Genomic DNA, 6,915 nt, shown 5'->3' on the forward strand with positions numbered 1-6,915 from the left:
CCTGTACGTGTTACGCAATAATATAATTTACTAGACTAAATTTCGTCACTCATGTATATTTTCGTCCGAGTCGAAATCCTTTCACCTTCTGGTAAAAGCAACACGAAGACATTATGTGAGTTGTTGAAATAGTGATATTCGAAGCATTCCATTCCGGCTTGTGTTTGTAGCCAGATACTTCCCTCATTGTGCAGACGTCTTTTCCTTAAATAATCCTGTATGAAAGGAAAGCTCTTATCAAATATCGCAGGCCAGCTCAAATCACCAAAGGACCGTAGAAATTTATCTGAATGAAAACAGTTCCTGAAAGACAGCAGTTCACCTTTGGGAGACTCTTCTTTTCTTTCAAGTACGAGCAATGCACATCGTTTGGGACAGACCTCCACATATCGGCGCATACCAGCGTGTTTTGAGCCACCGAACAATTCTGCAAGGGCAAGCGGACTACCAATCTCAAGCGGCATTTTAAGCAATTCATCTTTAAATCGGTCCAGCTGAAAAAGCGCTCCGGAAGCAAAATAGTTAGCCTCTTCTTCGAACTGCACTTTTGTATCAGCGTCCAGTGTAATGGTGTCGTCAACAAAATATCCAGTTGCTTTCTGCCAGGGTATCACGGCATGGCCTGTTTCATGCAGTTGCACGAAAGCCTTTTTATTCTTGTGAATAAAAGGATTGATATAGATAATTCTTTCACTTCGATCAAACGCTCCATAGACTTTCTTGAGCGCGCGCTGCAGTACATCAAGCTTTTGGGTAAAATAACTTGTTGGGATAGAATGGAGTGATTGATCCGAGTTGCTTTGACGTAATTCAACGTAATCGGTAATGCGGTCAATTGGAGTCGGAAAAACATCAAGGCTTTTACTTGCTTTAAGTAAATCAAAAACCTGTTTATCGATATCTTTCCTTGCTGATTGCTCCATTAACTTTTACGTGCTCTAATAAATTTTAGGTATTGGATCAACTCCGTTTCTTCTTCAGGTGTTAAGTTGTCTTTTAAAAAAACGTATTCTCCCATTGACTTATTCATTACAGTGGCATCCTGAACAATCCCGGCTAATAACATGAGACCCTGGAACTCCGCCTGGTACAGGTCGGCTAATTTGTACAAGATATTGGCTGAGGGCTTTCTGGCCTTGTCGTTCTCCAATTGGCTTAAATAGGCATTGGAAATATCTGTTTTCTCTTCTACGTATCGCAGTGAAAAACCCTTCGCTTCCCTCAATCCTTTCAATACAGCACCTAGTGTTTTCTGCTCAGACATATGCAAGGTTTTGTTTACTCAAAGGTAAAGAAATACCGCTTGTTTCCGCAAGCACTTGCGCAATGTGGAAAACTTTTTATGAAAAGCACTTGCTTGTTACAGCAAGCATTCTTATCTTAGCGTCATGTTAGTTAATAAACAGCATGACTTGGCTCAGGAAGCCGGGCACGCAGGTGGGGGCAACCTTTCCCAACCTAATAATCACAAAAAAAGGTACCCAATCTTAGTAGATGGTCAGGAACTCATTTTTGAGCGCCCGGAAATTACAATCGAAGAGCTGTTGGAAAAAGCGGGCAAACTGCCTGTAACCTGCTTTTCGGTCTTCCGCAGATTCAAAGGCTGTGAATTTGAACTTGTCCGCCCGGGTGAAAAAATCAACATCGAGGACCCGAAATTGGACGTTTTTGAAGTAAAAGACCCAGTGGTGTTCCACTATTCGGTTGATAAGGAACCTGAAACGACCGAGTACAAGCACCTTACACCGGCCGAGATCCTCAAAGAGAAGAAAATCGAACCCAGAGAGTGTTATCTCGTTCTGGTAGACGGAACAAAGGAGGAAATTCTGGCCTTCGAACCCGATCGCCGGATTGAGATGAAGTGCCCCGGTTTGCATTTTATGACCCGGCCATGGCTGGATACCGTAGTGATCGAAGAGTATGGGAAGACTTGCCAGCCCGTTCCGCCCGCACACTCTTACGTTCTTCACATCGACAAGGTTGACAAACCCTGGCCCAAACCGAAAATCACCGCGGCAGAATTGCTCGGTTTAGTCGGAAAAGAGCCTTCTAAATTCAACGTGCTCAAATTTTATAGCAACAACCCTAAACCGGTGATGGTGGGTGCGCAGGAAACCATCGATCTGTTAGAAAAATGCCTCGTACGTTTTGTTACACAACCTAAAACCCAGACTGATGGCTTCAGCGGTAGGCGGCAAAACCGCCTGCCCGCCGAAGACGAGCAGTTCCTGGAGGGGCTGGGGCATCCGTGGGAAACGATTTCCTGCGGAAGCATCTGGCTTCTGATACATGATTACCCTGTACCCTCGGGATACAATCAAACAACCACCACATTGGCGCTCCTGATTCCTCCCAGCTACCCCGCCGCTGAGATCGACATGGCTTATTTTCATCCGTCGCTCGCTAAAACATCCGGCAGGCCTATAGCAGCGACCGCGGGCCAGCCAATCGACGGGAAAACATTTCAACGCTGGTCACGCCATCGCCAGGCAGGCGACTGGCAACCCGGCGTCGATTCGGTCATTACACACATCAGCCTGGTAGACAATTGGCTCAAGGAAGACCTAAACAGATAAACGATGAACCAGATAAGAATTACACAGAAAGAATACAATATCCTTCGTGCCCACCTCTTTCCCGGCGATGGAAAAGAAGCGGTTGCTATCGCCTTGTGCGGACGTTTGTCTAATGGCAGCCAGCACGTGCTGTGTGTGCAGGAAATCCTGTGTGTGCCGCATGATGCCTGTTTCGAAAGAAAGCCGGACAGGGTAAGCTGGCCGACCGATGTAGTCAATCCATTACTCGAAAAAGCAACGGGTAGGGGTTGGGCAATCATCAAGTTTCACAGCCATCCGGGTTATTACGAACAGTTCAGCGAGGTTGACGATTACTCCGATTCACAGCTCTTTCCAAGCATTCACAGCTGGCTCAATGACGGTCTTCCGCACGCAAGCTGCATCATGCTCCCTGATGGCCGGCTGTTCGGGCGCTTTTTCGATGAAAACAACCACGTATCACAGATAGACCTGATTGCGGTAACAGGCCCAGATCTTACATTCTGGAATTACCGGCAAGAAAAGGATTACCGCACGAACCTGCAAACACGTAATCTGCAGGCATTCGGTAAAGGAACCGTTGCGGTACTCCGCCAGCTTAAGGTGGGTGTGGTGGGCTGTTCCGGTACCGGGAGTCCAACCATCGAACAATTGAAAAGATTGGGTGTGGGAGAAATAGTCATGGTTGATCCGGATTATATCGATTTCCTTAACCTGAATCGAATTATCAACTCCACATTACAGGATGCTGAACATAAAGTACCCAAGACGGTTGTGATGAAACGGGCAATCGACGAAACAGGATTTGGCACCACTGCTACCTGTTATGAGCAGTCAATGATCAGCCGCCCGATAGTAAAAGCACTCGCAGGCTGTGATGTTCTCTTCAGCTGCGTAGACAGCGTGGAGGCCAGGCATGTGCTCAACATGATCTCCTCGTTTTACCTGGTTCCCTTATTTGATATGGGGGTTGATTTGAAAGCGGATGGCAAAGGCGGCATCGAAACAATAAACGGGATCGTACACTATATCCAGCCGGGCGGTTCTAGTTTGTTCAGCCGCGGGCAGTATACGATGGAAGCGCTCCGGAGTGAATCTATCAGAAGGCTCGATCCAGAAGAGGCTTTAAGAAACCAATACCTGGCTGCTGTAGGAGAATCGAGCCCAGCTGTGATCAGTATCAACATGCAGGTAGCGGCGACGGCGGTTAACGAGTTTCTGGCGCGAATTCATCCCTACCGGACGATGGACAATGCCGAAGTGGACGCTGTTGCAATAATGTTCAACGAGGCCACAACCTTTCCGCAATCCTTTCCTGGCCCCTGCCCGTTTTTTTCCAAATACAAAGGGGCAGGCGATGCGGAACCTTTATTAAATAACCCTGAATTGACCGATCATGAAATGGATTAAATGGATCATCGCACTTTTCCGCAAGCGGACCGGGAAATGGAAAATTAAAGATTGCAGTGAGATCCCTGATAAAATTCAGAAGGGGACCATTTACAAAATTTACAACAAAGATATTTGTTGGCAAATGCTGATGGAATGTCCCTGCGGTTGTAATACACTTCTTTACCTGAACGCACTCCCGGATTACAAACCGAATTGGCGTTTATCGACTGATAAAAGTGGTGAGATTTCCATTCAACCTTCCATACATAGAAAAGAAGGATGCTGCAGCCACTTCTTTATAAAAGAAAGTCGCGTGCTGTGGGTCTAAGCGGTGATGACGAGTTTACTGAGCTCGTCAATCGCTTTAGCCATTTGTTCTTTTTGTAACATTTCCAGTTGTTCCATCTTATCCTCAACATCCCGCTGCATTTGCTGAACAGACTCAATGGTAAAAGTGCCTGCAAGTTCTTTGCCTTGAAGGATTCTTTTGACCATTTCTGCTGTGTTGGTTGATTCTTGCATATCAGATCGAGTTTAAATTGGTGTGCATCCGAAAAGGGGGCAAAGTTATACTGTATATTCCGATTTTTCCATCTTGGATACCAATATAGGTATTTTCCAGAAAGCATGCCAGATTTTCGCTTTTATTGGGTTCGGTGGCATCCATGAGTATCATACCGGTGGCCTGCCCCACGTTATAGCTGTCTGGCGTTCCTATTTCAGCTATCCATACAAATTTGGGCATATCGATCCCCAAAATCAAGGTTTTTATGTCAGACGGCAAATCCGGGTTTTGAGCGATTGAACTTTTAAAACTACGGCTTGAACTCAGCAACAGCCTTAAAACGACATCCGGAGGCAGTGTAGTATGTTTAGCCAGCCATTTTAAATGCTGGATCGCAGAACTCTGTGCTTTCTGGGCATCTTTATAGATCCGGCGATGCAGCGGAATAATCGCTGCTACGATAGTGCAGTCCTTCCAGTTCTCATTTGTATAGTTACAGGCCGGGTCGTCAAGCAAAATACTATCGTAGGGTGCCTGGTTATCATCCATGGCAAGATACCGTGCCGGTGGCTCATAGTAATTAAGGAGATCTACACCATCTGCCAACGTATCCAGCGCGGTATAGGCAAATCCTTTCGCCTGATAAGCCGTGCGGCCCGACAGATTAAAAACATGGGCAACCCCCTTGTCATTTTTGATGGCAATAACAACAGGGATACCCGATTCGATGTATATTTTGATGATCGTCTTAAAATCAAATGTGTTGCTGATGTAGTTTTTTACTCCGAAGCCCAGCTCCTTCAAAGCATAGGAAATCTGCAGAGCGGTCAGGCCTGATGACGGCACCTGCCTCTGCATACTGGTGACAGATAGGATCTGGTGAATGGTCTTTGGCAACACAGGATGGTATTCCGCATACTTGGTTGAAAAGTATTCCAGCAGTGACCATACGGTTGTTTCAGCGCATACCATAAACTCTCCGTCCTGTGAGGAATGCGGAAAGCCTTGTACGATCATTTTTGCTCCGTAAACGCAGATCTCGTAACATGCAGTACATGCATGATAAGTTTCGGTTCGCGTAAAAATGTCCGGGCTCACCACATTTCTGCCAAAAATATTTTGGGTCGTGGGTCGCAGCACAACAAATCCGAGAAACTGTTTTTGCAATTCCGCCTGTCCTTCTTTCGAATAAAACTCATTTATGGAAATCTCTTTTGCGAAAAAAGTCAAGCGTATAGTTTCCCTTGAATAGTATTTGAGTTTCGAACTGTAGTAATGATAATAAGTATCCCTGTAAAGTTTGTCTATATAAGAAGTTTCAATTCCTACCCATAAATCCTTCTTGAAATTTTTAAATGTATCCTGTAGCTTTTTAATCGCTGTCTGTGCATGGCTTTCCGAAAACTTAAATTCCGTAAGCACCTCTCTTTCCAGCGTAGTATATAAAGCAGCAAGTGGCTTGATTTGAAAACTCATAAGCTGTTACTTGATTAACAAAATGCTACCGTCCATCTAACAGCCGGCGCCTGGGGGAACCGCAATATATGGATTAGTTGTAATTCCAATCTCAATTTTTTGCGAATCGACCCGGAACTGGTGATGTATGCAGGAGATGCCATTGAAAACATGGAAGACCTGGAAGATGTGCTCATAGAACTCGACACATTAAAATCATAATCCATCCTGCCTTTTCTTCCAATCACTGAGAATCTTCCACGCATCTGCCAAAGCAGGTTCAAACATCGGAAGTTGTTTAGTCACATCAATTCTTTCCACCTTCTTTTGATAGTGATCATAAATTTCATGGATGGCTGGATCATCCGCATATTGATCACAGGAACCACGCAAAACAGTTAATTCATGTTCGTTAGCGTTGGGCGCTTCAAGTCCTTGAATTATTTTTTGCACATCCATCGCTTATACTTTATTCCTCCTTTCTAACGAAAACTCCTGAAAGCATTTTTGATCGCCTGATTCATTTCCTCCTGCCTCTCATTACTTACCACAGTGATCGCGTATATTTTCTTCTGGTGATCAGCAAGCCTGTAAGAGAGATCATAACAATAGCGGTACGAACCCATGGCAAACGTACAGAAATCAAAACCGAACCCGGAATTTTTAAGGTGTAGTTCCGGTATCTCTACATACCTGTTTTCTCCCAAAGCATTATTGAGAATTTCATAGTTTCTTTTAATCATGCGGTGATAATCGCCGAAGCTTTCTTCTGCCATGGATCGTTTCGCATTGTGGAAATTGTATTTACAGGTCTCACCGCAGAACACCTTGTTTCTTCGCCAGTGCGGGATTTCCTTCTCGCAATAACGGCAGGGATGTTGGGCAATTTCTTCTGTTTCCATAGCTACAGATATTGGTTTACTCAAATTTAACGTGTTGTGCTATTAAAAATAGTTGATAATCAATGAAGCAAAAAATGCTGTGCAGTTGTCTAAGTAAGTGACCAAA

General features: G+C 44.9%; 9 protein-coding genes. 3 read left to right on the forward strand and 6 right to left on the reverse strand.

The window, feature by feature from the left end; all coding sequences use genetic code 11:
* Nucleotides 1-35: 35 nt before the first annotated feature.
* Both AC1RNB_RS17955 and AC1RNB_RS17960 read right to left on the reverse strand, forming a co-directional pair.
* A complete protein-coding gene (locus tag AC1RNB_RS17955) occupies nt 36-923 on the reverse strand; it encodes an ImmA/IrrE family metallo-endopeptidase (RefSeq protein WP_305267338.1) in 888 nt (295 codons plus the stop codon).
* Entirely contained in the window at nt 923-1,264 is a 342-nt protein-coding gene (locus AC1RNB_RS17960) for a helix-turn-helix domain-containing protein (protein ID WP_305267337.1), read from the reverse strand. Before AC1RNB_RS17960 ends, AC1RNB_RS17955 begins: the two co-directional genes overlap by 1 nt.
* Before the next feature lie 124 nt (nt 1,265-1,388).
* Between AC1RNB_RS17960 and AC1RNB_RS17965 the strand changes: the two genes are divergently transcribed.
* Genes AC1RNB_RS17965 through AC1RNB_RS17975 form a run of 3 tightly spaced genes read left to right on the forward strand, consistent with a single transcriptional unit; the run spans nt 1,389 to nt 4,275 of the window.
* Complete coding sequence (locus tag AC1RNB_RS17965) at nt 1,389-2,576, forward strand: multiubiquitin domain-containing protein (RefSeq protein WP_305267335.1); 1,188 nt, start codon at nt 1,389-1,391, stop codon at nt 2,574-2,576.
* Between the two features lie 3 nt (nt 2,577-2,579).
* Nucleotides 2,580-3,965 (forward strand): HesA/MoeB/ThiF family protein, encoded by a 1,386-nt coding sequence (locus tag AC1RNB_RS17970; protein ID WP_305267333.1) that lies wholly within the window; start codon nt 2,580-2,582, stop codon nt 3,963-3,965.
* A complete protein-coding gene (locus AC1RNB_RS17975; RefSeq protein ID WP_305267332.1) occupies nt 3,952-4,275 on the forward strand; it encodes a ubiquitination-like system serine protease family protein in 324 nt (107 codons plus the stop codon). The genes AC1RNB_RS17970 and AC1RNB_RS17975 overlap by 14 nt, the downstream gene beginning before the upstream one ends.
* On the opposite strand, the gene AC1RNB_RS17980 is transcribed toward AC1RNB_RS17975, so the two are convergent.
* The 4 genes from AC1RNB_RS17980 to AC1RNB_RS17995 all read right to left on the reverse strand — a co-directional run bounded on the left by AC1RNB_RS17980 (nt 4,272) and on the right by AC1RNB_RS17995 (nt 6,809).
* A complete protein-coding gene (locus AC1RNB_RS17980) occupies nt 4,272-4,469 on the reverse strand; it encodes a hypothetical protein (RefSeq protein WP_305267331.1) in 198 nt (65 codons plus the stop codon). The genes AC1RNB_RS17975 and AC1RNB_RS17980 overlap by 4 nt on opposite strands.
* A gap of 1 nt (nt 4,470) precedes the next feature.
* Nucleotides 4,471-5,928 (reverse strand): hypothetical protein, encoded by a 1,458-nt coding sequence (locus AC1RNB_RS17985; RefSeq protein ID WP_305267329.1) that lies wholly within the window; start codon nt 5,926-5,928, stop codon nt 4,471-4,473.
* A 195-nt stretch (nt 5,929-6,123) separates the two neighbouring features.
* Entirely contained in the window at nt 6,124-6,360 is a 237-nt protein-coding gene (locus tag AC1RNB_RS17990) for a hypothetical protein (RefSeq protein ID WP_493085069.1), read from the reverse strand.
* A gap of 29 nt (nt 6,361-6,389) precedes the next feature.
* Nucleotides 6,390-6,809 carry a hypothetical protein gene (locus tag AC1RNB_RS17995; protein ID WP_305267324.1) on the reverse strand — a complete coding sequence of 140 codons (420 nt, stop codon included), beginning with the start codon at nt 6,807-6,809 and terminating at the stop codon, nt 6,390-6,392.
* Between the last annotated feature and the right edge of the window lie 106 nt (nt 6,810-6,915).

Source organism: Sediminibacterium sp. GW821-FHT12F12 (assembly GCF_058806635.1).